This is a genomic window from Halorientalis sp. (assembly GCF_028275115.1).
GTDB lineage: Archaea > Halobacteriota > Halobacteria > Halobacteriales > Haloarculaceae > Halorientalis.
Genome location: NZ_JAQCNH010000106.1, coordinates 1 through 24,457 on the forward strand (window position 1 = coordinate 1; position 24,457 = coordinate 24,457).

General features: G+C 66.3%; 23 protein-coding genes. 12 read left to right on the forward strand and 11 right to left on the reverse strand.

The annotated features are described in order from the left end of the window. Positions 1-353: 353 nt before the first annotated feature. From Q0964_RS14075 to Q0964_RS14085, 3 genes are all read right to left on the reverse strand, one after another. Positions 354-1,238: an alpha/beta fold hydrolase gene (locus Q0964_RS14075; protein ID WP_299268766.1), complete on the reverse strand. Its 885-nt coding sequence runs from the start codon at positions 1,236-1,238 to the stop codon at positions 354-356. Between the two features lie 395 nt (positions 1,239-1,633). Continuing rightward, positions 1,634-2,134, reverse strand: coding sequence for a KEOPS complex subunit Cgi121 (cgi121, locus tag Q0964_RS14080; RefSeq protein ID WP_299268768.1), 501 nt, complete (start codon positions 2,132-2,134; stop codon positions 1,634-1,636). Beyond that, a complete protein-coding gene (locus tag Q0964_RS14085) occupies positions 2,134-4,518 on the reverse strand; it encodes an ATP-dependent DNA helicase (RefSeq protein ID WP_299268770.1) in 2,385 nt (794 codons plus the stop codon). The genes cgi121 and Q0964_RS14085 overlap by 1 nt, the downstream gene beginning before the upstream one ends. A gap of 125 nt (positions 4,519-4,643) precedes the next feature. Here Q0964_RS14085 and Q0964_RS14090 point away from each other — a divergent pair, with 125 nt between their 5' ends. The 4 genes from Q0964_RS14090 (at position 4,644) to Q0964_RS14105 (ending at position 8,480) form a co-directional block, all read left to right on the forward strand. Then, positions 4,644-5,306 carry a chemotaxis protein CheC gene (locus Q0964_RS14090; protein WP_299268772.1) on the forward strand — a complete coding sequence of 221 codons (663 nt, stop codon included), beginning with the start codon at positions 4,644-4,646 and terminating at the stop codon, positions 5,304-5,306. Positions 5,307-5,426: 120 nt separating this feature from the next. Further along, positions 5,427-5,672 carry a ferredoxin gene (locus tag Q0964_RS14095; RefSeq protein WP_299268774.1) on the forward strand — a complete coding sequence of 82 codons (246 nt, stop codon included), beginning with the start codon at positions 5,427-5,429 and terminating at the stop codon, positions 5,670-5,672. 66 nt (positions 5,673-5,738) lie between these two features. Next, the gene (locus Q0964_RS14100) at positions 5,739-7,205 is read left to right on the forward strand and encodes an MATE family efflux transporter (protein WP_299268776.1); all 1,467 of its coding nucleotides are present in this window, start codon (positions 5,739-5,741) and stop codon (positions 7,203-7,205) included. A gap of 480 nt (positions 7,206-7,685) precedes the next feature. Beyond that, entirely contained in the window at positions 7,686-8,480 is a 795-nt protein-coding gene (locus Q0964_RS14105) for a DUF7089 family protein (protein WP_299268778.1), read from the forward strand. Between the two features lie 641 nt (positions 8,481-9,121). Here the strand turns inward: Q0964_RS14105 and Q0964_RS14110 are convergent. Together Q0964_RS14110 and Q0964_RS14115 are read right to left on the reverse strand one after the other, a co-directional pair. After that, positions 9,122-9,700 (reverse strand): DUF7090 family protein, encoded by a 579-nt coding sequence (locus Q0964_RS14110; protein WP_299268780.1) that lies wholly within the window; start codon positions 9,698-9,700, stop codon positions 9,122-9,124. Positions 9,701-9,759: 59 nt separating this feature from the next. Further along, positions 9,760-10,197 (reverse strand): DUF2391 family protein, encoded by a 438-nt coding sequence (locus tag Q0964_RS14115; RefSeq protein ID WP_299268782.1) that lies wholly within the window; start codon positions 10,195-10,197, stop codon positions 9,760-9,762. 85 nt (positions 10,198-10,282) lie between these two features. Between Q0964_RS14115 and Q0964_RS14120 the strand changes: the two genes are divergently transcribed. After that, positions 10,283-10,963 (forward strand): class I SAM-dependent methyltransferase, encoded by a 681-nt coding sequence (locus Q0964_RS14120; protein WP_299268784.1) that lies wholly within the window; start codon positions 10,283-10,285, stop codon positions 10,961-10,963. A 108-nt stretch (positions 10,964-11,071) separates the two neighbouring features. Here the strand turns inward: Q0964_RS14120 and Q0964_RS14125 are convergent, their stop codons facing one another. Then, complete coding sequence (locus tag Q0964_RS14125) at positions 11,072-11,896, reverse strand: sulfurtransferase (protein ID WP_299268786.1); 825 nt, start codon at positions 11,894-11,896, stop codon at positions 11,072-11,074. A 264-nt stretch (positions 11,897-12,160) separates the two neighbouring features. Between Q0964_RS14125 and Q0964_RS14130 the strand changes: the two genes are divergently transcribed. Next, positions 12,161-13,027 carry a sulfurtransferase gene (locus Q0964_RS14130; RefSeq protein WP_299268788.1) on the forward strand — a complete coding sequence of 289 codons (867 nt, stop codon included), beginning with the start codon at positions 12,161-12,163 and terminating at the stop codon, positions 13,025-13,027. A 297-nt stretch (positions 13,028-13,324) separates the two neighbouring features. On the opposite strand, the gene Q0964_RS14135 is transcribed toward Q0964_RS14130, so the two are convergent. Beyond that, positions 13,325-13,477, reverse strand: a complete 153-nt coding sequence (locus Q0964_RS14135) for a DUF2061 domain-containing protein (protein WP_299268790.1) — start codon at positions 13,475-13,477, stop codon at positions 13,325-13,327. A gap of 191 nt (positions 13,478-13,668) precedes the next feature. Here Q0964_RS14135 and Q0964_RS14140 point away from each other — a divergent pair, with 191 nt between their 5' ends. After that, positions 13,669-14,292 carry a rubrerythrin family protein gene (locus Q0964_RS14140; protein ID WP_299268791.1) on the forward strand — a complete coding sequence of 208 codons (624 nt, stop codon included), beginning with the start codon at positions 13,669-13,671 and terminating at the stop codon, positions 14,290-14,292. Positions 14,293-14,540: 248 nt separating this feature from the next. After that, a complete protein-coding gene (locus tag Q0964_RS14145) occupies positions 14,541-15,821 on the forward strand; it encodes an MFS transporter (RefSeq protein ID WP_299268792.1) in 1,281 nt (426 codons plus the stop codon). Here the strand turns inward: Q0964_RS14145 and Q0964_RS14150 are convergent. Then, complete coding sequence (locus tag Q0964_RS14150) at positions 15,797-16,558, reverse strand: HEAT repeat domain-containing protein (protein ID WP_299268793.1); 762 nt, start codon at positions 16,556-16,558, stop codon at positions 15,797-15,799. The genes Q0964_RS14145 and Q0964_RS14150 overlap by 25 nt on opposite strands. Positions 16,559-16,674: 116 nt before the next feature. Here Q0964_RS14150 and Q0964_RS14155 point away from each other — a divergent pair, with 116 nt between their 5' ends. Both Q0964_RS14155 and uvrB read left to right on the forward strand, forming a co-directional pair. After that, complete coding sequence (locus Q0964_RS14155) at positions 16,675-18,018, forward strand: MFS transporter (protein WP_299268794.1); 1,344 nt, start codon at positions 16,675-16,677, stop codon at positions 18,016-18,018. 104 nt (positions 18,019-18,122) lie between these two features. Next, positions 18,123-20,183 (forward strand): excinuclease ABC subunit UvrB, encoded by a 2,061-nt coding sequence (uvrB, locus tag Q0964_RS14160; protein ID WP_299268796.1) that lies wholly within the window; start codon positions 18,123-18,125, stop codon positions 20,181-20,183. Positions 20,184-20,234: 51 nt separating this feature from the next. On the opposite strand, the gene Q0964_RS14165 is transcribed toward uvrB, so the two are convergent. Beyond that, positions 20,235-20,420 (reverse strand): hypothetical protein, encoded by a 186-nt coding sequence (locus tag Q0964_RS14165; protein WP_299268798.1) that lies wholly within the window; start codon positions 20,418-20,420, stop codon positions 20,235-20,237. Positions 20,421-20,637: 217 nt separating this feature from the next. Between Q0964_RS14165 and Q0964_RS14170 the strand changes: the two genes are divergently transcribed. Beyond that, on the forward strand, positions 20,638-21,720 hold the full coding sequence (locus Q0964_RS14170; RefSeq protein WP_299268800.1) for a sulfite exporter TauE/SafE family protein: 1,083 nt from the start codon (positions 20,638-20,640) through the stop codon (positions 21,718-21,720). Between the two features lie 7 nt (positions 21,721-21,727). After that, positions 21,728-22,165, forward strand: a complete 438-nt coding sequence (locus Q0964_RS14175; RefSeq protein ID WP_299268802.1) for a universal stress protein — start codon at positions 21,728-21,730, stop codon at positions 22,163-22,165. Between the two features lie 3 nt (positions 22,166-22,168). Here Q0964_RS14175 and Q0964_RS14180 read toward each other — a convergent pair whose 3' ends face one another. Together Q0964_RS14180 and Q0964_RS14185 are read right to left on the reverse strand one after the other, a co-directional pair. After that, positions 22,169-22,969, reverse strand: coding sequence for an MOSC domain-containing protein (locus Q0964_RS14180; RefSeq protein ID WP_299268804.1), 801 nt, complete (start codon positions 22,967-22,969; stop codon positions 22,169-22,171). 47 nt (positions 22,970-23,016) lie between these two features. Continuing rightward, on the reverse strand, positions 23,017-24,186 hold the full coding sequence (locus Q0964_RS14185) for an SPFH domain-containing protein (protein WP_299268806.1): 1,170 nt from the start codon (positions 24,184-24,186) through the stop codon (positions 23,017-23,019). Positions 24,187-24,457: the final 271 nt, after the last annotated feature.

The window sequence follows — 24,457 nt, forward strand, 5'->3', positions numbered from 1 at the left end:
GCCTTACTACCCCTCCGGCCGACGGTGGTAGTACGATGCTCGCCACGCTTCCGACAGTGTTCAAGCGCGACAAGAAGCGCGCACCGTCGGTTGTGGCCGAGTGTCCATTCGGTAGGAGTGGGACACTCCGAACCGCCTGTGAAGGGAAGTCGCCTGCGGAGTCTGGAATCCCTGTGCCCACGTCGGGTATAAATTCTGACACAGAAACAGGAAGCCCTGTCCTCAACAAGCGAGGGGCGGGGAGCCCCGAGCGCGGTAGGTCAGGGTAGTTCACTGTCGACGGTCGGACCGCGCCAGTCGTCGGTGACTGCTGAGTCCGGACTACCAGCGTTCAGAATCCGCTTCTCGACTCTCTAGCTCGCCAGGAACTCCGCCAATACGCGGTTGAACGTGGCGGGGCGTTCTCGGGGCGGCCAGTGGCCACAGTCGTCGAGGACGTGGAGTTGGCTGTCCGGGAGCCGGTCGTGGGCTCGTTCGGACCACGCTGCCGGCAGGAGGGTATCGTCGTCGCCGTGGACGAGCAGTGTCGGGACGCCGAGGTCGGAGAGTTGACCGAGATAACAGGTCCGGAACCCACAGGCACCGAACTCGCTGCGCTGCCAGCGTCGGAGCGTGCGACCGCAGTCGTCGTCCTGGAGTACTTCATGAATCTCCGTGACGAACTCCTCGGTGGCCTGGGTCATGTACCCGCGAAGTGTATCCCGGACGGTCCCTCTGTTGACGCCCATCGTATTCCAGACGAACTGATCGACGACGGGCATGCGGAGGGCGACCGACGCCATCGGCCGCCAACTCGCGTCCGCGCCCAGGCCGTAGCTGTCGATCAGCGCCAGCCGCTCGACGTCCTCCTCCAGCGCGTAGCCCAGCGCGATGGCCCCGCCCATGGAGATGCCGGCGACGCTGGGTCGGTCGAGGTCCAGTTTCTCGACCAGCCCGGACAGAACGTCGACGTAGTAATCCGTCGTGTACCGAATGTTCGGCTTGCCGCTGTCACCGTGGCCCGGTAGGTCCGGGGCAATCACGCGGTGGTCCGCTTCGAGATGCGGAATCACGTGTTTCCAGGAGATGTGTTTCGCGTCGAGACCGACGCCGTGTAACAACACTATCGGTCGCCCGTCGCCCGTCTCTCTGTACCGGACGGTCGTGGTCGTGGACCGCCCCGACCCGTCTTCGGCCGTCACCTCGACCGCCTGTAGTTCGCCGGATGCACCCGGCGTGTCACCACTCGAACTCGCCATTCGTCCATTCCTCGGGAACGACCGGGCTTGTGTCTTCGGAACATTACGAGGTACCCATCCGCCCGTCCCGTGTCGGCGAGTCTGCGAGGCTCGTCTCCGCGAACCCGACGGTGAGCAGGCTCCCGCCGGCGCTCCCGAGCGCCGCGACACACGGTCCGACCACCGCGGCCCGCGACGTCCCGCCCATCCCCGGACCGTCTCTCCCGACGACCCACACTCGTGCCCGATACCCCTTCCCCTGCCCTCACCGAGAGACGTGCTGCAGTGTACCATGGCAGCGGGCGGCTGTGCCGTGTGCTGGGCGTTCGGTACCGGTCGCTCGCCGCCGACGTGACTCGTCGTCCAGGATGAACCCCCGAGCGGAGCCGGTGGTTTCAATCCTCCGAGCCGACAGGTTACTTTTCGACCGAAAGCAGCGCCACTCGCTCCGTAACCAGCACCGAGAGGTCGGCGTCGGTCGCCGCGAGTTCCCGGTCGGACACGTCGAAGTAGTCTCGGATGTGACCCTCGCCGAACGCACCGAGCGTCTCGGCCGGTTCCACCAGGTTCGTCACCGCCGTGGCCGCGTCGGCTTCGTTCGCACTGTCCGTCACGCCGTGGACGACGACCGCGACCGGGCACTCCCCCTCGGAGACCCCCATTTCGAGTGCCCGCGAAATCTGTCGGCGGCCGGCCGCGTACAGCAGCACCTCGACGGCGTGGTCGTCGGCGATGGCCTCCCCCTGAGCCCGGGCCCGGTCGGCACACGCGACTGCGCGTTCGAGGTGTCTGCGGTCGACGACGTAGCGGGCGTCGAACGCCTGCACCGCACAGCCGTGTTCGCCGCCGATTTCGCCGAGTTCCGAGACGAACGCGTCGACGTCCGCAACCGTCGCCGTACCCTCGACGACCTCCATCAGAAGTCACCTAGATTGGACTGGTCTTCGGGGTCCTCGGCCTCCGGCGTCCCGGTCTCACCGCCCGGTTCGCCGTCGGCCGCGTCGATTCCGTCGACGTCGGCCGGTTCGACGCCGTCCATCGATGGGGCCTCCCGCCCGGCGTTCTCGAGGACGTTCTCGGCAGTTTTCTCCCGGCCCCGGAGCGCCCCCAGGACGACCGCTTTGTCTGCCTCTCGCAGGTCCGCGCGGGTCCGAATCCCCGCGTCGTAGAGTCGCCGGGCGCGCTTCCGCCCGACGCCGCGAACGCTCGCGAGGTCGACGAGTTCGGTCTTCACCCCGTGTTCGACCCGAGTACGTGCCTCGCGAACCGCCGGCACGCAGTCGAGGCCGAGTTCGCCCGCCAGCGACTCGGCGGCTCCCAGCAACCACTGGGTCGTCTCGACTTTCCCGCGGATGTCACCCGGACCGACGCCGTAGCGGTCGGTGATTTCGTTCTCGTCGATTTCGCTGGCCCAGTCTTCGAGCAGACGGGCGGTCTTCAGCGCCGACAGCCAGTCCTCGAAGCGGTCGTCCTCGTACTCGCTGGGAATCGGTCCCAGGAACTCCGTCTCGCGCTCGTAAGCCAACTGCGTGTACTCCTCCTCGTCGCCGCTCCGGAGGTACAGTTCGTACATGTCAGGCGTGCGCGCGACGAGATGATAGAGGCCGAGCGCGGACGGCGGCTCGCGCGGTCCGTCGTCCCCGTCGTCGTCCGAGAGCTCACTCGCCCGGGTGAACTCGGTTGGCTCGCTCTCCGCCGCGCCGCCGCGCTCCGTCGACCGACCACCCGAGCGTTCCCAGTCGCGCAGGCCGTCGATAATCTCCGCGGCGCTCATCGGGTCGAGGTAGAGCCGCGAGACGGTGTGGCCCAGGCCCGTCGCCTGCAACTGGTCGCCGTCCCTGACGAGGAAGTCGTTGATCTCCAGATAGTCGAGCATCTGGTCCGTGACCCGCTCCAGTTCGCTCCGGTCGGCGTTCTGTGAGGCGTGCAGGGTCCGTTCGAGAAATTCGAGCAGTCCCTCACGGGAACCCGCGAACCCGGAGGCGACCGTCGCTAGCAGATGTGTCCGGAGCGCGGGCTCGGCGGCGAGTTTCGACTGCACCGGCTCTGGGTCTGCCCAGACGTACCGCTCGAACAACTCGTCGAGTTCGTCGTGACTGTTGGCCAGCAACACCGCCTCCCCGTAGGGGTCGAGTCCGGGCCGGCCGGCCCGCCCCATCATCTGGTGTACCTCGAGCACCGAGAGCGGGGCCATCCCGCCGGCCGACCCGTCGTAGCGCCGCCAGTCACGGACAACCACCCGTCGGGAAGGTGTGTTGACGCCCGCCGCCAGCGTCGGCGTCGCACAGACCACCTTCAGCAGACGGTCGCGAAAAGCCTCCTCGATCAGCGTCCGGTGGTCGCTGGCGAGCCCGGCGTGGTGAAACGCTGCGCCCCCCTCGACGGCGTCGGCCAGGTCGTCGCTGGTCTCCGTATCGCTCACGTCTCGGATTTCGGTCGCGATTTCCGAGAGTGCCGCCCGCTCGTCGGCGTCGAGGAAGTCACGCGTCGTCGAGGCGAGTCGGCGGGCCGCGGCCTCGGCGTTGCGCCGGGAGTTGACGAACACCAGCGTCGAGCCATCGTCGGCCAGCGTGTCCCGGACGACGGCGGCGGTCTCGCTCTCTCCGTTGCGAACGTCGAGCCGTTGCTGGCTCCCGTCCTCGAGGTGGAGCGCCTGCCCGTAGTGAACCCCCTTCTGGAGGTCGATCGGTCGCCAGTCCGAGTCGACGAGTTCGGCGCCGAGCCAGTCGGCCAACTCGTCGGCGTTGCCGATGGTGGCCGACAGCGCGACGGTTTGGAGGTCGGCGTTCAACTGCCGGAGTTTCGCCAGCGTCACCTCGAGCGTGGGACCGCGCTGGCCGTCGTCGACGAGATGAACCTCGTCGGCGACGACACACGAGAGATCGCTGATCCAGTCGGCATCGTTGCGCACCAGCGAGTCGACCTTCTCGCTGGTGGCGACGATAACGTCCTTGCCGGCGAGCCACCCGCCATCGGAGTCGTAGTTGCCCGTCGAGACGCCTACCTCGATTCCGTACTGCTCGAACTGCTCGAACTCCGCTGCCTTCTCGGAAGCCAACGCTCGTAGGGGGACAATGTAGAGAGCTTTGCCACTCTCCGTACCCGCTACCGCCGACAACATCGCCAGTTCTGCGACCAGGGTCTTGCCGCTGGCGGTCGGCACGCTGGCGACGAGATTGTCGCCCTCGGTGACGCCCGCCTCGACGGCCTCGGCCTGTGGCGGGTACAGCGCCTCGATGCCCTCCTCCTGTAGATGTCCCGGCAGCCAGTCGGGGACCGCCGGAATCGCCGCGACGTCCATTACCCATTCTTGCTCGCCATCGGGCTTAAATTGTCGTCCTGTAGCCGAACCGACGGAGACGAACGCCCAGTATCGAGGGCTTACTCGCCCCGTAGCTTCATACGGATAGAAACATAAACTTCTCTATGGATTCCTTGAAGGTCGACGTACGGAAGCTCCACCTGTTCAACGGGCTGGCCAAAGAGGGAGCCGAGACCGTCGCCGATCACCTCCAGCAAATGAGTGGTCTCGAGACCACCGCATCGGTCTCGAAGCTGAACTTCCTCGACTTCGACGACGTCAGTACGCACCTGAAAACCGAGACGCAGTCGGACTCCCACGTCGGCATATACACGGAACTCGAAGACCCACCCCACGGATACCTCCTCTTTCTGGTCTCCCGGGCCGAGTCCAAGCGGCTGACCAACGCCATGCTCGGCCAGGGGACCGAGACCGACGGGAGCGGTTTCTCTGACATGCAGAAGTCCGCGATTCAGGAGGTCGGCAACATCATGACCTCGGCCTTCATCGACGGCTGGGCGAACGTTCTCGGGACGACCATCGCCCACTCGCCGCCCCGCTTTGCCTACGGCGACAGCGAGACGATGCTCGGCGAAATCACGGAGTGGCCCGACACCGACATCGTGTTCGTCATCGACTCGGAAATCACCGCCGCCGAGGTGGACTTCTCGTTGACCTGTTACACGTTCCCCGAACTGGAACCGCTCGTCGACCTGATCCACGGCATCGACGTCGACTCGGTCGCAGACGCCGAAACCGCTCCGGCCGACTTCTCCGAACTCGTCTGAACCGGCGCAGGCGGTTCGCGTCTCCTCCTTTTTTCGACCCGTTCGTACGCAGATGCGTGAACCGCGAACGGTCCGACTGACGTCGTCACACTGAAACCCTCGTCGGCCGAAGATACGGTCATGCGTATCGAATTCGACCAGGACACCTGTATCGGAATGTTCCAGTGCACCGCCGAGTGGGACGAGTTCGAGGAGGACAACGACGCCGGCAAGGCCATCCTCGTCGACGGGGAGGAGGTCGACGAGGACCTGTTCGCCCGCGAGGTTCCCGAGACGGCCGAACTGGACGCGAAGTTCGCCGCCCGGTCCTGTCCGGTCGACGCCATCGCCGTCTACGACGACGACGGCGAGCAGATTATCCCCTGAGCCCGGTCGGCCTCCGTGGCCCTGCGGTCGAAAGCCACAGGATGTTCCGACCCGAGATATGTGTAGATGGGCATTCGTGACGCCGTCCGCGCCGGGTTGTTGCGGTTCCCCGCCCTGCTGGCGCGTCTCGGACTCGTCGACCGCGAGAAGGGGACCGAGGCGTTCGACCTCGCGGTGCCAGTGATGGCCACCGGCGGACTCCGAATTCTCCTGCGAATCACGGACTTCCTGATGGTTGGGCTGGCCGTCGGTGATACGGCCATCGCCGCGCTCGAATTCGGCTTCCAGTACTACTTCGTCGGGTTCGGGCTGTCGCTTGCGCTGTCCTCGGGGACGATCAGCGTCGTCTCCCGGTTACAGGGCAGCGGCGAGCCCGCCCGGGCCGACCTGGCGGTGAAGCAGTCGCTGTGGCTCTCTCTGGCGGTTTCGCTCCCCCTGACCGCCCTGGCGTGGGCGTACGCGGGGCCGTTGCTGGACGTGCTGACCGACGACCCTCGGACCATCGGACTCGGGGCGGCATACCTGCAGATCGTGATGCTCTCGCTCGCGTTCCGGTTCTGGAGCATGATCGCCGCGCGGGCGCTGGCCGGGAGCGCCGACACGCGGACGCCCATGTACGTCCGCCTGCTCACGCTGCCGACGAACATCGTCCTCAACGCCATTTTCATCTTCGGGCTGGGACCGGCCCCCAGGCTCGGTGTCGTTGGGGCAGCGTGGGGGATGGCCGCCGCCAACACGCTCGCCGCGGTGGTCTTTTTCGCGCTGCTGGTCTCGGGGCGCTACGCCGTCCGGCTCCCCCTCCGGGGCCCGCACCTCGACCTCCCGCTGTGTCGGGAGATCGTCCGCGTCGGACTGCCGCTCGCCGGCATGCGTCTGCTCCAGACGTTCGGCCGCTTCCCGTTCCTGTTCCTGCTGGGTGTGCTGGGGATACCCGTCGTCGCGGCCTACGCCATCGGCCGCCGGGTGATGTTACTGGCGCTGATGCCCGCGTGGGGGTACGCGACGGCCGCCAGTACGCTCGTCGGACAGTCCGTCGGCGCGGGCGAGGACGACGACGCGACCGCTTACGGCTGGCAGACGATGCGTATCGCGCTGGTGACGCAGTTGCTGTTCGGCGCGGTGCTGGTAGGCCTTGCCCGCCCCATCGCGCTGTCGTTTGGCACCGCGTACCCCGATCTGGCGGTGCAGTTCATCCGCGTGTTCGGGGTGGTCGTCGCCGGCTTCTCCGTCTCGCGGACGATGCGAGGCAGTCTCCGCGGTGCAGGCGATACGCGCTGGCCGCTCTACGGCACCTTTGCGGGGTCGTATCTGGTCCGACTGCCCGTCGCGGCACTGGCGCTGCCGACCGGGTACGTGGTCTCTGTCGCCGGGCTCTCGGTTGCGCCGGGGCTGAACTGGGGCCTGCCAGCGGTGTTCGTCGCGCTGATCGCCGACTTCTACCTGAAGGCGGCGGTCAACACTGCGCGCTTCTGGACGGGGAAGTGGCAGGGAATCGCCCGGCGCGCCGACGTCGGGGCGAGCGCGGACGATTAGCCGACCCGGTCCGGTGGTTTCTGTCGCCACGACAGCAGACGAACAGGTACCGACGTGTGACACCCGCGGTCGTCTCGGGGCCGGCCGCCGGCCGGGACGTGTCGCTCGCGTACCCCGAGGACCTACTAAACGGCTCCGTCGAGCGACGACTTCCCCGCGGCGGTGCTGGCCGAGGACGACCGTTACTACCGTACGCGCACCGGCCGCGCCTGCGTTAGAGACCGCCGGATGGAATTCGACTCTCACTTGGACGTGACCCGGCGCGCCCTCGACCGGTTTTTAATCCCGGCGTCCGGCCCCCGACGGTCCCTGCCGGGGTCGGCGGGAGCAGCCGCGAACCGTCGACGCAGAACTGAAGGTTTTAAGCGGTTGCTGGCGGAATTACAAGGTATGAGTCAGGCAACGAAACTCGTCCTGTTGGCTATCGGCTTCACCGCCGTTCTGGCCGTTGCACAGATCCTCGGCGCCGCACTCGCGTAGATGTTCGAATCGCGCGGCCTCGACGGTCCCCTCGCGGCGGTCCGAGAGGCCCACGCCCCCGACGCGCTCGTGTTCGACACCGAACGGGACTTCGAGACGCTCGACCCCGCCGTCGCAGAGGAACTCGGCCTGCTGGTCGACGCGCTCGACCCCGTCGACCACCCCGAAGAGTGGCTCCCGGCCGACGCTCCGGAGCAACTCACACAGTACGCCGGCAGCGACTTCACCGTCGGCCTGCCCGGCGACGGCGGCGTCACCTGGACCTGTCAGACCGAACCCGCGGTGGTGTTCGTCAAGCCACGCCTGCGAACGTCGCCCGACCCCTTCGTCGACTTCCTGCTGGCCGAGGCGCTGGTCGAGGTTGGCCTCGACATGCCGGAGTCTTTCCTCGTGTTCTTCGGGGAGCGCTACCGCGAGTTGGCGGCCGCGGTGCCGCTGGACCCCGCCGGCGTCTACCAGTTGGCCGCGGCACTGTACGCCGCTTACTGCGGCCTGCACACCCGCGAGGTGTTCAGTGGCTGGGCGGGCGACCACCCCGACCTGTTCGACGCGTGGGTCGACGCGGGCGAGCGCCTCGAACCCCGACTGGGCGACCTCTCGACGGAGGTAGCCCGCGGTCAGACCGAGTTCTCGACCGCGGCGGAGCTGGCCTGTAACGCGGTCAAACACGCCGCGGGCGACCGGACCGAGGTTCCGACTCCGTTTGCCGCGCTGGATTCGAGCGCCTACGCACAGATGGGCCCCGAGTACGCCGTCGAGTGGGCGCGCAAAACGTTCGAGAAGTTAGACGACTGACCTTTCTGACGACGGCGCGGACAGTTCCGACATGACTGCCCCTACTGTGGCCGGTGGCATCGCCCTCCAGGTGACCTCCTCCTCGTCGTAAACGGAGCGGGAGCGAAGCTCCCTCAAGCAGTCGGGCGTAGCCCGACGACGGCGAGGCTTCCTACCGCAGGTTTGGGAGAGTTGCTGGTCTGCAGACCGGTCGGCATGACGGGTCTCCTGGCGGGGCCAGACCGCCGTTACTCCTATCCACAGAGGGATTCGGAGCTACCGTAATTGGGAATCCAGCGGCCCGAAGGGGATTCCCTCGAACGTGGATTTCCCGAATCCGATAGTATCCGGTTACTCGGGCGGTCGAGGCCGCTTGGGCGTATATCATGATATGTCTTCAAGCAAAGTAAATCTCAGGATGGAGAAAACGGGTGAATGCGTCCTGAGGTGGACGCGATTCACGCCCGCCGTGAACGGCGGGATTCTCTCGCTGTATCAAGATAGACGCGTTCGTCGCTGTCCTCGTTCCGCTACTCGTCCTCGCACTGTCGTTCTCGCTCCTGTACGACATTCAGAGCAACACCAGCCGGACGGCCGCGGCGCTCAAACGTCTGGCCGAGCAGCGCGAGAGCCGCGACACCCCAGCCGACGCCGACCGCTGATCAGAACTCGCTGGTCACGGTGCCGTCGGCGTCGAGTTCGACGACGCCGCCGAACAGGTCGCGGTAGTCGTCGACGAGGGACTCGTCGTGAACCTCCGGTGAAAGATGAAACAGGCCGACGGCGTCGTGGTCTGCGAGCAGATCGAGCAGGTCTGCGACGGCCTCGCGGGTGCGGTCGTCGTCGGCGTAGTAGGCCATCTCGGTTATGGAGTCGACGGTGACGCGGAGCTTGCCGTCGTGGGATTCGAGGAACCTGCGGGCGTCCTCGACGATGCTGTCGAGGTCGTCGGGCGAGGCGACGTAGTGGACGTCGTCGGAGGTCCGCCGGGTGTAGCCACGCTCGATGGAGAGGGTGTCGAGGATGGTGGCGCGGGTTTCGTCCACGTCGTAGTACTCCAGTTTCTGCTCGACCTCGCGGGCGGTGGTGCGCGTTGAGATAATCAGCATGGAGTCGGTGTCGGTCTTGAGGAAGTCGGTGTCGATGCGGTCGGTTTCGCCGGTGCTGGGGTGCAGGAGTAGTACCCCCGTCCCTCCCGGGATGGTATCTGGCGTGTTCTCGACTGCGAGTTCGTAGTCCATGCGCGTTACACGGAGAGGGCCGGCGTTAAATTTGCGGGTCGGCGAGCGCGCCGGTCGGCTCAGAATACGCTGTCGGCCGTGGCCGCGCCGACGACGCTGAAGATCGCCCCCACGGCGATGGCCCTGACCGCTGTCAGGACGACCGCCGCCCGCGTCGGGTCGGACAGAACCCCGCCGTCGACCAGGAACGTCCGCGGCGCGGTCAGCGACACGGCGAGCACTGCGACCGAGCCAAAGGCTACGACCATCAGCGAGACGAACCGGATTGGAACGCCGGCGACACCGACCTCCCCACCGGGGTCACGCTCGTCGTCGGCTTTGTACAGTGCGCCGTAGCCGATGCCAAAGACGATACCGACGACGACCAGCGTGTGCCACCACGTCATCGCCGCGGCCAGCACCCACACTTCCTCGGTGACGACGAAGGGGCCAGCGAGTAGAAATCCCCCGACCAACTGCTGGGCAGTGTCCGCGACCCGGTAGCGACGGCGCCCCATACCCTGAAGCGGAGGCCCGGTTCAAAAAGCGTCCCGGCTCGCCCGGACCGAATCCGTTATATCCGCGCCGGTGTTTCGCCTGGCAATGAGTGTTCGCGAGGAGTTCGACCGGTGGGCAACCGAGGGCCGCGACAGGGGCATGGAGGAACGCCACTGGCACACCGCGAAACACGCCCTGGCACGGATGCCGGTCGAACCCGGCGACACCGTCCTCGACCTGGGTTGTGGCAGCGGCTACGCCGGCCGCGCGCTCCGCGACACCGCCGACGCGGGCCGGGTGTACGGGCTCGACGCCTCGCCCGAGATGGCGACCAACGCCCGGTCCTACACCGACGACCCCGAGGTGACCTACCTGGTGGGCAACTTCGAACCCCTTCCGCTCGCCGACGACAGCATCGACCACTGCTTCTCGATGGAGTCGTTCTACTACGCGAGCGACCCCCGCGCCGCCCTCCGGGAACTCCGGCGGGTCGTCAGGCCCGGCGGAACCGTCTACTGTGCGGTGAACTTCTACGAGGAGAACGTCCACTCCCACCACTGGCCCGAGATGGTCGGCGTCGAGATGACTCGCTGGTCTCACGGCGACTACCGGCGAGCGTTCCGCGACGCGGGCTTTCGAGTCGCCAGTCAGGACCGCATCCCAGACCGGGAAATCACGATCCCGCCGGCCGACGAATTTCCAACCGAAGACTGGGAGTCACGCGATGCTATGTTCGAGCGCTACCGTACCTACGGCACGCTCCTGACCGTCGGCGTCGCTCCGTAACTCGTCGGCCGAACCCCCCTGTTTTATCTGCAACTTCCTACTATTGTGGTGTGGTACCGTCCGATGTGGCGTGGTTTCGGGCGAGTGATATCTTCGGTCGCGAAACGTTCACTCGGCCGCACCGCTCTCCAGTGGTCGCCCCTCGCGCTCCCACTCGGTGAGGCTCCCCTCGTAGAACCGGCGGTCGGGATAGCCGAGGTGCCGGAGAACGGTGTAGGTGTGGCTGATCCGCCGGGCGGTGTTACAGTAGAGAACGACCCGCTTCCCGGGCGTGACTCCACGGGCTTCGAGAATCGACTCCACCTCGTCGCGCGGTTTCAGCCCACGGGTATCGTCGTCGACGAGTTCCCGCCAGTCGAGTCGGACCGCGCCGGGGACGTGGCCCTCCTCGTACTCCCAGTCCTCGCGGGTGTCGACCACGACGGCCTTGGGGTCGTCGACGGCCGCGGCCACCGCGTCGGCGTCGACCAGTGGCGTCTCGGTCTCTGCCGGGTCGGTGACCTCGTACGTCGTCGGTTCGAGTTCGGACACCTCACTCGTGGTTTCGCGCTCGCGTTGCCAGGCTGAGAAGTCCCCGTCGAGCAGGTGGAGCTTCGCGGGGTCGTGACCGTACAACTCGGCGGTCACGAGCAGACGCGCGGCGAAGACGCCGTGATGGTCGTCGTAGGCGACGACGCGGTCCTCGCGGTCGATTCCGGCTCCGCCCAGCAGGTCGGCGAACACCGCCCCGCCGGGGAGCATACCGGCCGCCCCCGACTCGTCGCCGCCGCTCTCCGCAGCGTGTTCGCCGGCCCGGAACGAGTCGAACGGAACGTTCACCGCACCCGGAACGTGGCCGATGCCGTCGAACTCCCAGCCGTCTCGAACGTCGACGAGGACGACCTCGTCGCGTCGCTCGGCTACCCACGCCGCCGGGACCACAATCTCACTCATACTGTCCGGTACGCCAGCGACCGTTTCAACCCTTCTTTCTCGGTTGCTCCCAGCTAGAGGCAAGAATATCCGACACTTTCGCGGCCCGTTCCGGTGCCGACACGGGCGGTGGGGTGCGGGCCCCTCGCGCCGTCTGTGGGGAACGTTAGCCCGCGCCTAGCGGGCGGCGGGTAGCGGTTAATTCTGCCGCCAAAGGGGAGGAGGGGCCGATTGTGCCGAGAGGTGTAGGACTATATGGCTGGTAGGCTAACAGATTACTGCATTATGAGCGATTACGCCAAAGACGTTCTCGTCTCTGCGGACTGGGTCGAGGACCATTCGGAGGAGTTCCAGAGCGACGACCCCGACTACCGACTCGCGGAGGTCGACGTAGACACGGAACTGTACGAGGAGGACGGTCACGCGCCCGGTGCCATCGGCTTCAACTGGGAGACGGACCTGCAGGACCAGACGACTCGCGACATCCTCTCGGAGGCTGACTTCGAGGACCTGCTGGGCAGCCACGGCATCACGGAGGACTCGACAGTCGTCCTCTACGGTGACAACTCCAACTGGTTCGCGGCCTACACATACTGGCAGTTCAAGTACTACGGTCACGACGACGTACGCCTGATGGACGGCGGCCGCGACTACTGGGTCGAGAACGACTATCCGCTCACCGACGAGGAGCCGGACTTCTCCGCACAGGAGTACAACGCCTCCGGCCCGCGAGAGTCTATCCGCGCCTACCGCGAAGACGTCGACAACGCCATCGACCGTGGCGTTCCGCTGGTCGACGTTCGCTCGCCCGAGGAGTTCTCCGGCGAAATCCTCGCGCCCCCGGGCCTGCAGGAAACCGCCCAGCGCGGCGGCCACATCCCCGGTGCCCAGAACATCTCCTGGGCCGCCGTCACGAACGACGACGGCACGTTCAAAGACGCCGAGGAGATCGAGGAACTCTACGCCGAGGAGGGTATCGACGGCGAGGGCACGACCGTCGCCTACTGCCGCATCGGCGAGCGCTCCTCGGTCGCGTGGTTCGCGCTCCACGAACTGCTCGGCTACGAGGACACCATCAACTACGACGGGTCCTGGACCGAGTGGGGCAACCTGGTCGGCGCGCCCGTCGAGACGGGCGAAGCGGACGACTGAGCGTAGCGAAGGCGCCTGCTTCGAGTCGGAACGGGAAGCCCGCAGGGCGACCCGTGGAGAAAGCCGACTGCGCGACGGGAAATCGACCGCGAACGGAGCGAGGAGGCACAGCCGACCCGCGGAGATAAGCGAACCGGACGACTGACGCGAGGTGCGACCACCGTGAGCGCCTCCGGACGGTGAGTGAGCCTGGCAGTACGGCAATCAACCTCGAAGCGGACCGGTGACCGCCGGGAGTGGTGAAGCGAGGCGAGGCCGACGCCGCCCTTTTGTTCGGTGACCGGTTGCTCGGAGTCCTCAGCGAACGTCGCTCCAGGGCCGCTCATGGCCGTCGTACAGCGCCGTCTTCGCGACCGCGGCCGAGACGCCGACCGTGACCGCCGAGCCGAACTGTTCGGTGTCGCGAAACGCGACCACGAACACGAGCGACGGCGTATCTCCATTTTCCACATTACGGCGGCCACGGCCACGTTCGCGGAACTGTCTCGCACGTGAGTCCGGATTCGACGCCGCGGCGCAGAAACGTTGAGTAGACTGGATTAGGCCGAGCGTGGTGCGGTCGGCGTCAGGCTCCGGGCTTGACACGTCTCGTTTCTGCCCGTGTCGATGCTTACAAGCGCCCGCCCGTCGATTCGAAGCATATGAACGCGGCAGACTTCCTTGATCGCGTCCGCCAGGAACAGCAGACCGAACTCTCCCGACTGGGCTCCTCGAAGTCGCTGTACGCCGACACCGAGGGCGAGATGGCGGAAGACCCGGTACTCGCCGCCGTCGCCGACGTGTTCTACCACGCGGACGCGACGTTCGAGGACTGGGCAGACGGGACTGACGGTGCGCCGGGAGATCTTTTTTCCGACGCTGCCGCGATGGCCGGCGAACAGTACGGCACCGTCGCCGGCGAACGCGGCAGTCACGAACCCGACGCGCCTGCACCCATCGACGAACACCTGCGAGGACTGGACACCACGCCCGAGCGCGTCGCCGGGTCCCTCGGCTGGGCACTAGTCGTCGAGAACAAAGCCTCCCAAGCCGTCGGCTTCTTCGTGGGTCAGGCCGCGCCGGGCACCGCCAGCACCGTCCGTGACGTGCGCGACGCCGTCGACGCCGTCGTCGACGACGCCGTCGACGCTCTCGTCGCCGTCTGTGACACCGAGGACGACGAGGACCTGGCCCACCAGGCCGCCGTCGACACTATCCAGGCCGCCTACGACGACTACTTCGACACCCTCGAAGCACTCGGTGTGAACCCGAAGCCTGTCTGCTAAGCACCCTCCCGTTTCCCGGGTCGCTGGAAGCGACCACCCGATGTATAGAAGTCAAAAAAGCGCGAACGCCACAGAAACTCGTGTGGAACCGGCACACTTCGTGCACCGGCTGCTCATGGCTACTCCGGCCGGTTGTCCCCGGCCCTGCCAGACACTGCCAAACAATGTTTTACTGCCGCTCCACAGGCTGAACGATAGCTATCTTTCGACTACGAATGCTTAACAGTTAGCGGGTCGGACCGGAACGTGTGCATATCTGGTCGGACCCGACGAAGCGGCGCTGGATCATCTGGACGGCGCTCGCAGCAGCGTACGCGCTGGTCAGCGTCCACCGGCTGTCGACGGCGGTGCTGGCCGAGCAGTTGACGACGGCGTTCGATACGACCGGCGCGGCGCTGGGCACGCTGCACGCCTCGTTTTTCTACATCTACGCGGCGATGCAGCTCCCTGCGGGCTTCGTCGCCGACCGCGTGGGGAGTCGCCGCGCGGTCACTGCCGGCACCGTCGTGATGAGCGTCGGCGCGCTCGCGTTCTCGGTCGCCGACACATACCCCATCGCCTTCCTCGCCCGGGCGCTGATCGGCCTCGGCGGGAGCCTCCTGTTTATTGCTATCTTACGATTCTGCGCGAACTGGTACCGACCGACCGAGTTCGCCCGCATGAGCGGCCTGACCATCGCCGCCGCCGGGTTCGGCGGCGTCCTCGCGACCACGCCGCTGGCACTCGTCGTCGCGGCCACCGACTGGCGGACGACGCTTCTCGGTCTCGGTCTCGGCGGCTTCGTGCTGGCGACCGTCGCCTACCTGCTCGCCCGAGACTCGCCGGCCGCTGCCGGCCTCGTCGAGATAGACGGCGTGCCGCTGGCACAGACCCCGTCACTGTCGGCCGTAGCCGACAACGCCACGGACGTCCTCCGCGAGCGGGAGACGTGGCTCGTCGGCATCGTCCTGTTCTGTGGCACCGGCGTCAACATCACCGTCTTTGGACTGTGGGGCGTGCCCTACATCGTCCAGACCTACGGGGACATCTCCGTCACCGGGGCGTCGACCTACACACTGGCCGGGAGCGCTGGCCTGCTCATGGGACCGCCACTGGTCGGCTGGCTCTCGGACCGACTGGGTCGTCGTCTCGGACTGATGATCGCCGCACAGACCGCCTTCACCGGGTCTTTCGTCCTGCTCGCGGTCACGGGAAACCCGCCTCTGCCGGTCGTGGGGTTCGCCTTCTTCGCCGCTGGCTTCCTGGCTGGCGGGTACGCGCTTGGCTACACCGTCATCAAAGAGCGCCACGAGAGCGGGGCCAGCGGTGTCGCCACCGGGACGGTCAACACGATGGGGTTTACCGGTGCGGCGCTGTTCCCGACACTGATGGGGCTCATTCTGGACGCGTACCGAACGGGCGAGACGATCAACGGCGCGCAGGTTTACTCGACGCTCGGCTACCGGGTCGCGTTCGGACTGGCGGCCGCCGCCGGTTTCGTCGCGCTGCTGGCGTCGGTCGCCCTCTACCGGTCTCGGGAGTACCAGTGACCCGCGACGCGGTCGAGCCACTCGTCGGCGGCGTCTCTCACTGCCCGGGCTTCGTCGCCCGTCGCCGCCTCCAGCGTCGAGCGGACCCGCGGGTCTGGGGGTTCGTCCGGCCGCCGGGCCGTCACCGCCAGTCGTCCCAGTGCCGTCACGACCGCCCGGCGGACGCGCTGTTCGGCCTCAACGCGAAACTGTGCGACCAGCCGGTCGACCGCGCCCTCCCGACCGCGGTGCCCGAGGTGTGTCGCCGCCTCCCGCCGTGCGTCCGGGTCGTCGCTGCCCAGTTGTGACACGTACGCCTCGTAGGACTGCCCCGGCGGCGACATCCCGGTGACGTGGACGACCGGGTCCGTGAGTTCGAGGCAGTCACCGGCGTAGAGTCGCCGGTCGACCGAACTCGTGTCGAACTGAACCGTCCCTGCACCCACGTCCAGTAGCGCCTCCGTTCCCGCCTCGTCGAACGTGACGACGACGCCGTAGAGAGTCACGGCGTCGCCACCGGCCGCCGAGACAATGCCGACTTCGCCAGTATGACAGGGCTCGACCGACGGGACCTCCGCCGAGAGCTCCACGTCCCGCTCGGTGCCCACTGCGTCCGGTGTCACCACCGTCCGGGGGTCGTAGACCACGATGGTCGCCTCGTCACCCACCTGCAACTGGACGTGGCGGCTGCGCCGAGGGCAGCGGTGTACCGTTCCCGGTTCGATTGCCTCGACCCGGGCGGGGAGGGCGGCGTCCATGTCACTCAGCATGCAATCCATCTAAAAAACCACTGTCCCCGTTTCCGTCGGTGACCTACTCCGGACCACCCCGCGCGGACGTTTCAGACGGCGACACAGTCTCCCGAACGGACACAATGCTTTTTGGACTGGTACTGGAGGCTGAGACGATGGGCGTCTGGTCGAATCCCTTCCGACGGCGCTGGATCGTGTGGACGGCACTGGCGACGGCGTTTCTGCTGGTGAACGTCCACCGGCTCTCGACGGCGGTGCTCTCGGCGGACCTCATGCGAGCCTTCGACACCACCGGCACCGCTCTCGGGACGCTGCACTCCGCGTTTTTCTACGTCTACGCGCCAATGCAGGTGATCGCGGGCGTGCTCGCCGACCGACTGGGTATCCGCCGGACCGCTACCGCCGGGACAGTCGTGATGAGCCTCGGCGGCCTCGCCTTCGGCCTCGCGGACTCGTATCTCGTCGCCTTCCTCGCGCGCCTCTGTATCGGCCTCGGGGGTAGCGTCGTCTTCATCGCCATCCTGCGGTTCTGCGCGAACTGGTTCCGTCCCGGCGAGTTCGCCACGATGAACGGTCTCACCGTCGGCGTCGCCGGACTGGGCGGCATCCTCGCGACGACGCCGCTGGCGGTGACCGTCGCCACGCTGGGCGTCCGGACGGCCCTGCTGGGCATCGGCACCGTCGGCCTGCTGATCGCCACCGCCGTCTGGCTACTGGCCCGGGACACCCCCGGAGACGCCGGGCTTCGACCGCTGGACGACGTTCCCTCGACACCGACCCTCTCGCTGCGCGAAGTCGGCCGGAACGTCCGGACCGTCTTCGCCGAGCGCGAGACGTGGCTGGCCGGCCTCGCCCTCTTCACTTCGACGGGACTCAACATCACCGTCCTCGGCCTGTGGGGCGTCCCCTACGTCTCGCAGGTCTACGACGTGTCGATCACCACCGCGTCGACGCTGACCCTGCTGGGCAGTGTCGGACTGCTCGTCGGACCGCCCGTCGTCGGCCGGGTTTCGGACGGCCTGGGCCGACGCACGGAGCTGATGGTCCTCGGCGCAGTCTGCTACACCGGGACCTTCGCCGTGCTCTCGCTGGTCGGCAAACCCCCGTTCCTGGTGGTCGGCCTCCTCTTTTTTATAGTGAGTTTTTTGGCCGGCGGGTACGCGCTTGGCTACACCGTCGTCAAGAACCGGCACGGGGCGGGGGCCTCCGGTGTCGCGACGGGCGCGGTCAACGCCGTCGCCTTCGCCGGCGCCGCCGTCTTCCCGACCGCCATGGGCGCGGTCCTTGACGCCTACTGGACCAACGAAACCGTCGCCGGTGCCCGGGTCTACACGATACTCGGCTACCGGCTCATGTTCGGCCTCGCAGCCGCCGGCGGCTTCGTCTCCCTGCTCTGTGTCAGCTACCTCCACCTCCGGACCCGCAGGGTGGGGACGGCCGCCGAAGGCGGAGCGGTCGAGGGGTAGTCATCGGATACGTGCGCCTGCGGCACCACAGTCGTCGCGTCTCTCCGGCGACCGACGCCTCGCGAGCGAGCGCCTGAAGTACCCGCGGCCCTAATCTATCCCCAATGAGCGACACCTCCGGGAGCCCCCTCTCGCCCGACCGTCCCAACGTGGACCGGGCGTTTCGCGTCGACGCGCCGTTCGACCCCGCGGGCGACCAACCCGAGGCCATCGAACAACTGGCTGAGGGTTTCCGACAGGGTATGGACGAACAGACCCTGCTCGGCGTCACGGGTTCGGGCAAGACAAACACCGTCTCCTGGGTGGTCGAGGAAATCCAGAAACCCACGCTGGTGATCGCCCACAACAAGACGCTCGCAGCGCAACTGTACGAGGAATTCCAGGACCTGTTCCCGGACAATGCAGTCGAGTACTTCGTCTCCTACTACGACTACTACCAGCCCGAGGCCTACGTCGAGCAGACGGACACCTTCATCGACAAGGACGCCTCCATCAACGACGAGATCGACAGCCTACGCCACTCCGCGACCCGCTCCCTGCTCACGCGGGACGACGTAATCGTGGTCGCCTCCGTCTCGGCCATCTACGGCCTCGGTGACCCGCGAAACTACGTCGACATGAGTCTCCGACTCGAACAGGGCCAAGAGATCGAACGTGACGAGTTGCTGGGCCGACTGGTCGACCTGAACTACGAGCGCAACGACGTGGATTTCACGCAGGGTACCTTCCGTGTGCGGGGTGACACCCTCGAAATTTACCCGATGTACGGCCGTTACGCCGTCCGTGTCGAGTTCTGGGGCGACGAGATAGACCGGCTGGTGAAGATCGACCCGCTGGAAGGCGAGGTCAAGAGCCAGGACCCGGCCGTTCTACTCCACCCGGCGGAACACTACTCGATCCCCGAACAGCAACTGTCGGACGCCATCGGAGAGATCGAGGAGCTGATGGACCAACGCGTCCGGTACTTCGAGCGTCAGGGCGACGCCGTCGCCGCACAGCGCATCGAGGAGCGCACCACCTTCGACCTGGAGATGCTGAAAGAGACCGGCTACTGTTCGGGCATCGAAAACTACTCGGTCCACCTCTCGGACCGGGAGTCTGGCGAAGCCCCTTACACCCTCCTGGACTACTTCCCCGACGACTTCCTCACCGTAATCGACGAGTCCCACCAGACGGTCCCACAGATTCGCGGACAGTTCGAGGGCGACAAGAGCCGAAAGGAGAGTCTGGTCGAGAACGGGTTCCGACTGCCGACCGCGTTCGACAACCGGCCGCTGACGTTCGAGGAGTTCGAGGAGACGACCGGCAAGACGCTGTTCGTGAGCGCGACGCCGAGCGACTACGAACGCGAGGCCAGTGACCAAATAATCGAACAGATCGTCCGCCCGACCCACCTCGTCGACCCGGCCGTCGAGATCGCCGACGCGACCGGCCAGGTCGACGACCTCATGGACCGCATCGACGACCGCGTCGAACGGGACGAGCGCGTCCTCGTAACGACCCTCACCAAGCGGATGGCGGAGGACCTCACCGAGTACCTCGAAGAGGCCGGCGTCGACGTGGCATACATGCACGACGAGACCGACACGCTCGAACGCCACGAACTCATCCGGTCGCTCCGCTTGGGCGAGATCGACGTCCTCGTTGGCATCAACCTCCTTCGAGAAGGGCTGGACATCCCCGAGGTGAGTCTCGTCGCGATCCTCGACGCCGACCAGGAGGGCTTTCTCCGAAGCGAGACCACGCTCGTCCAGACGATGGGGCGGGCCGCACGGAACGTCAACGGCGAAGTGGTGTTGTACGCCGACGCGACAAGCTCGGCCATGGAGTCGGCCATCGAAGAAACCAGTCGCCGCCGGGAGATCCAGCAGGAGTACAACGCCGAACACGGCTTCGAGCCGGTGACTATCGACAAGCCCGTCGGTGAGACGAACCTCCCCGGCGCCAAAACCGACACCGGCGGCGTCTCGGGGATGGCCCCCGACGACGAGAGCGAGGCCGAGCAGTTGCTCGCCGATCTGCAGGAACGAATGGCAGAGGCCGCCGACAATCTGGAGTTCGAGCTTGCAGCGGACATCCGCGACCGCATCCGCGAACTCCGCCAGGAGTACGAACTCCAGGGCGAGGACGACGGCGTTGTCCCCGAACCGGCCGAGGAGTTCTAGCGATACCGCTATCGGACAAAAAACGCGAAGAAACCGCGACTGCGCCGGTGGTTATCGCCGAGCCTCGACCCGCATCTCGACGTAGCGGCGCGACCACTTCCGGCCGAACCGCACCAGTTTCCCGCGGAGACCCGTCGCCGGATGCCCCGCTGTCGACGGGAGAGACTCCGAGTCCATCCGGCGCTCGCTCTTGACGGACTGTTCACCCTCGGTCGGGAGTCCCTCTTTAAGGCTCATTACACACACTAGTTTCTTCGACTCTGTAATAAATATTCGGGGATCTTACCCACCGGTGGACGTCCCGGTAGTTGTTGCCGGAGAAGGGGGCTTCGAAACCGACAGTCCGGTACTATCGATCGAAGAATTGCCGGTTGTGTCCGGTTCTCGTGGCACGTTCTCCAAACGAACGACAAGGCATTTCAGCGGCAGTTTCCAAACCACGGGTCAAGCTCGAATGACGGCGTCGTCAGCATCCAGCAGCGTCCAGAAGACGTTCCTGCGATACCAGCACGTCTTCGTGTTCACTGCTCCTGTGATCTTCGTGGCTACAGTGCTTCTGTTCGCGCCGACCGAGGGAAGTGGAATGAGCTACTGGCTGGAATACTGGTGGCTGTTCCCCTTCTTCCTGCTGGGCGCGACGACCGTGAATACCGTCGGCATCAGCGGGTCGGCCCTGTTCGTGCCGTTTTTTATCTTCGTCTTCCCGCTGCTGGCGTACCCGATCGGTCCCGAGACGCTGGTGAAGGTCGGGCTAATCAGCGAGTCGTTCGGCCTGTCCAGTTCGGCGATCGCGTTCATCCGACACGGCCTCGTCGACCGCCGGCTGGCGCTCACGCTCGTCGGCGGCAGCATCCCTTTTGTCGTCGGTGGGGCACTCCTCTCGTTTTTTATTCAGGAGTGGCTCTTCCACGCGGCGCTGGGGGCCGCGCTCATGACGGCCGCATATCTCATGCTCAAAGCCGACCTCGCCCACGACGAACCCGCCGGTGACGACGCGGAAGTGACGGCCGACGGCGGATCCGAACGGGACCTGCCCGACGACGCCGAGAAACTCGGCCCTGCCGGTGTCGACGCGGCCGACGACGGGCAGATCACGCGCGTCGACACTCAGGGAGAAACGTACGAGTACACCTGGTCGGGGTATCTCGAACGCTTCGCCAACTACAGCATCGGCGGCACGTTCCAGGGACTGGCCGGGTTCGGCATCGGCGAACTCGGCATCATCTCCCAGCTCCGGACGGACGTCCCCACACGGGTGGCCATCGGCACGAACCACATCGTCGTCGCGGCCACGGCGATTCTCGCGTCCATCGTCCACGTGTTCGCCGGGAGCGTTATCCCCGGCATCCACTCGCTGAGTATCGCGTCGACACCCTGGAACATGGTCGTGTTCACCGTCCCCGCGACCGTCACCGGGGGTCAGATCGCCCCCTACGTCTCCAGCGCCCTCGACACGGGAACGATCCAGAAGGGTGTCGGCGTCCTGTTCACGGTCATCGCAATCGCACTGTTCCTAATGGCGAGCGGGGGCTTCTGATTCACGCATGTACCAACACATCCTTCTCCCGACAGACGGCGGCGAGGGCTTCACGGCCGCGGCCGACCACGCCGGCACCGTCGCCGAGCGGTTCGACGCGACGGTTCACCTCCTCTCGATCGCTGACACACGAAACCGATTCGAGAGTCCCAGCAGCGGGCTCTCCGCCGAGGTCTGGGACGAAGCCGAACACGAGCGTGCCGCGGCGGCCGTCGAAGACGCTGTCGCCGCACTCCCCGACGACGTGACCGTCGAGACCCACGTCGCCGAGGGCGTCCCGAAAACCAAAATACTCGACGCTATCGAACGCCTCCCGATCGATCTCGTCGTGATGGGTACCCACGGCCGGACCGGTATCGATCACTACCTCATCGGCAGCGTCGCCGAGAAAGTCGTCCGCAGGTCGCCGGTCCCGGTGATGACTGTCCGGTTCGACGAGGACTGACCCTCAGTACGTGGCCGACCGCACGCCCTCGACTGTTACCTCGTCACCGACAGCGAGTTCGGTGGCCCGCGCGTCCTCGGGTACCACCGTGTTCAGCATGAGCCGGTAGGGGTGGTCGAACCGGTCCGAAGGCGTCCACTCCGGGAGGGTCGCCTCCCGTCGCTCGACGAACCGCTCGCGGAAGTCCGCCATCTCCTCGCCCGTGTCGGGGTCCCGCGTCGGCACGACACACCGCTGGCACGGGTTGACACCGTGGAACCGGCACTCGCCGACGGAAAACGCGACCACCTCGCCCTGGTCGGCGAACAGTCGGTCCTCCCAGAACGGTTCTGTACGTCCGATCTCGATGTTGGCCCGGAACCGCCGCCGGACGTTCTCCGGCGGGAGGTCGAACCAGTCCGCGACCGCCCGTACGGTACCGGTACTGATAACCGTCGGCCCGTGGAGGGCTTCGTCGTCCGGATAGCCGCCCGCGTCGTCCCGCTCGACCGTGACTGGCTCGCCGAAGAAGTCGGTGAGCCACTCGCCACAGGCCGCCCGCTCCGTCTCGTCGCGGAGCCGGAAGCTGTGACGCTCGTCGTCATGCCGGCCGACGGTCAGTTCGTGAGTCGCGGGATCGAACGACGACTGTAGCCGGTGGACCTGCGCGGTGGCTTTCCCGTTGACGTACTCGCCGTCGGCGTCGACGAGGGCGTACTCGCGGTCGAGTTCGAGCGCGCCGCGCGCGCCGACGGTGACGCTATCGAGGCGGTGGCCGTCGAGTGACTTGACTGGGAAGACGGTGATGCGGTTGAGCGTCGGCATCCGCTCCTGTGTACGTCCACCGTCGTCTCAACCGTTGCGGTCTCCGCTTAGTCGCCCGTCCCGGTCCGCTCGTCGGGGGCCTCCGCCTCCACTTCGGCGGCACCCGTCGGCCGCTCGACGTCGTTTTCGAGCGTCTCGAGCGTCTCCGCGATGTCGTCGAGGCCGAGCAACTCGCGGGTCTCGTCGTCGAACGTCAGGCTCTCTAAGGACTCGCCGCCGGTCTGGACGTCACTCCCGGTGAGATGTTTGCCGTAGCGCCCGACCAGCGAGGACAGTTCCTGCGGGAGGACGTACGTCGTCGACTCGCTCTGGCCGATGCTCGAGAGCGTCTCCATCCCCTTCTCGATGACCGCACGCTCGCCCATCGACTCGGCGGACCGCGCGCGCAACACCGTGGAGACGGCGTCACCCTGTGCTTCGAGGATCTGGCTCTGCTTCTCGCCCTGTGCGCGGACGATTTCGGACTGTTTGTCACCCTGCGCGCGCTCGATGGCCGACCGGCGTTCGCCCTGTGCTTCGAGAATCATCGCGCGCCGCCGGCGCTCGGCGGCGGTCTGTTGCTCCATTGCGTTCTCCACGTCGGCGGACGGTTTCACCTCCCGGACCTCGACGGACTCGACGCGGATTCCCCACTCGTCGGTCGGGCCGTCAAGTTCCCGCCGGATGGCGGTGTTGATCTCCCTGCGATTGCTCAGTGTGTCGTCCAGTTCCAGGTCGCCAACCACCGCCCGCAGCGTCGTCTGAGCGAGGTTCGAGACGGCGCGCTTATACTCCTCGACCTCGAGGAATGCTTTCTTTGCGTCCATCACCTTCACGAAAATAACCGCGTCGGCGGTGACGGGCGAGTTGTCACGGGTGATCGCCTCCTGCTGTGGCACGTCCATCGTCTGTGTCCGCATGTCGAAACTGTGGGTCGTCGAGACGAACGGCGGGACGAAGTTGATCCCCGGTTCGAGCGTCCGCCGATAGCTCCCCAGCACGGTCAGCACCTTCTTTTCCGTGGCCTGGACGACGACCACCGCACTGTCGACCGTGACGACCACGATGGCCAGGAAGAGAATCCCGACGAGTTCCACCCCGTCGACCGAACCGAAAAGGAACAAAACCAGCCCGAGGCCCGCCAGCGAGGCCGCGACTCTACGGGGTGAGGCCGGCGACCCGCTCGCGCTCGCTCGACCGAGCCTGTACGCGAGACTCTCCCGACCTCTATCTGTCATGAGTACAATTTCGCGGGCCTGCAATTTAAGTGTTAGCTGACTACAGGCGCTAAGCCTCTGCCCGCAGGGAACGAGCGGAGCGAGTGAGTAGGGCAGGGATACAGCGTCGTCGTCTAGGTTCACTGCACGGCATGGCTCTCCTATCCCTACGGTCAATATTAACAGTACGACACCCGTCACGTCTCCGACGGTGTTCAAACGCGAAAAGAGGCGCGCACCGTCGGTTGTGGCTGAGTGTCCGTTCAGTAGGGGACACTCCGAACCACCTGTG